Genomic DNA, 1,854 nt, shown 5'->3' on the forward strand with positions numbered 1-1,854 from the left:
CCCTGACGGCGAACCCGTCGGTGACCGAGGGCGGTGTGATCACCTACACCGTGACCCTGAGCAACCCGGCTCAGACTCCGGTGACCGTGACCCTGTCCAATGGCCAGACCATCACCGTTGAAGCCGGTAAGACCCAGGGCAGCGTTGACTTCCAGACCCCGGCGAACGACGTCTATAACAATGGCTCGACCGTCAGTACCACTATTACCGGCGCGACCGGCGGCAACTTCGAACAGCTGACCCCGAATCCGACGCCGGCTCAGACCACGATCAACGATTCGGTCGACAACACTACCGCGACCCTGACGGCGAACCCGTCGGTGACCGAGGGTGGCGTGATCACCTACACCGTGACCTTGAGCAACCCGGCTCAGACTCCGGTAACCGTGACCCTGTCCAATGGCCAGACCATCACCGTTGAAGCCGGTAAGACCCAGGGCAGCGTTGACTTCCAGACCCCGGCGAACGACGTCTACAACAATGGCTCGACCGTCAGCACCACCATTACCGGCGCAACCGGCGGCAACTTCGAACAGCTGACCCCGAATCCGACTCCGGCTTCGACCGTCATCAATGACAGCATTGATACCGTCACTGTAAGCATCGTCAGCAATGGCAATGTGACAGAAGACCAGCAGCCTTCCTTCACTGTGAAGGTAAGCCAGGCGCTGGACCGGCCATTGACTGTAACCTTGTCGAACGGCGACACCGTGACCATTGAGGCCGGTAAAACCGAAGTCGAGTACAAAACCTCGCCTCAGGGCGATGACGTATACAACGATGCTGGCTCCATCACCCTCGGGGTCACCGACGCTACTGTTCCCGGTGCCACTTTTGAGGAACTGGCCTTGGGTAGCCCGGCTACCGTTCAAATCTCGGATACCCTCAGCGAGGTTGTGGCCAAGCTGACTGCAACACCTTCGGTGACCGAAGGTGGTGAGATCACCTACACCATCACCCTGACCAACAAAGATGGTCTGCCGATCAACAACCACAGTGCCCTGACCTTCACGCTGAGCGACGGCAAGACCGTCATCACCGTGCCGGCCAACGGCACTACCGGTTCGATCACCGTCACCGCGCCGGACAACGTTTACGTCGGCAGCAACCCTGCCGTGGTCAACTCGATCGCCACCGTTGCTGGCGCGGATGTTGGCAAGTTCGAAAACCTGACCCTGGACAAAACCCAGGTCAGCACCACTGTCACCGACGAGCCGGGCACCCCAGGTACCCCAAGCAACCCAGGCGGCGGCAACGAAGGTGACCTGGTCAAGGTCACCATCACGGCCGACCAGACTTCGGTGGCCGAGAACGTCAAACCGACGTTCACCGTCCACATCAACCAGCCGCTGGACCACGACCTGGTCGTGACCTTGAGCAACGATGCCAAGGTGACCATCAAGGCCGGCGACACCAGTGCGCCGTACGAGCACGCTGCCCAGGGCGACGACGTCTACAAAGATGCCGGTGAAGTCAGCCTGGGTATCAAGTCCGCTGTGGATATCGATGGTCGTACCTTCGAGAATCTGGAGTTGGGCGGCGCGGCGAAGGTGGAAGTCACCGATACCACTGACGAAGTGGTGGCGAAGCTGACTGCAACACCTTCGGTGACCGAAGGTGGTGAGATCACTTACACCATCACCCTGACCAACAAAGATGGTCTGCCGATCAACAACCACAGCGCCCTGACCTTCACGCTGAGCGACGGTAAAACTGTCATCACCGTACCGGCCAACGGCACTACTGGCAGCATCACTGTCACTGCCCCGGACAACGTTTACGCTGGCGCGAACGACCCAGTCGTGAAGTCGATCGCCAGCGTCGATGGTGCTGATGTCGGCAAGTTCGAAAACC

The 1,854-nt window shown here is 59.8% G+C and carries 1 protein-coding gene; it reads left to right on the plus strand.

Annotation, left to right across the window (positions count from 1 at the left end; translation table 11 throughout):
• On the plus strand, positions 1-1,854 hold a 1,854-nt coding region (locus OO258_RS27225), incomplete at both ends, for an immunoglobulin-like domain-containing protein (protein WP_323054392.1).

Origin of the sequence: Pseudomonas sp. DCB_BI (genome assembly GCF_026240995.1) — a bacterium.
Taxonomy (GTDB): Bacteria; Pseudomonadota; Gammaproteobacteria; order Pseudomonadales; family Pseudomonadaceae; genus Aquipseudomonas.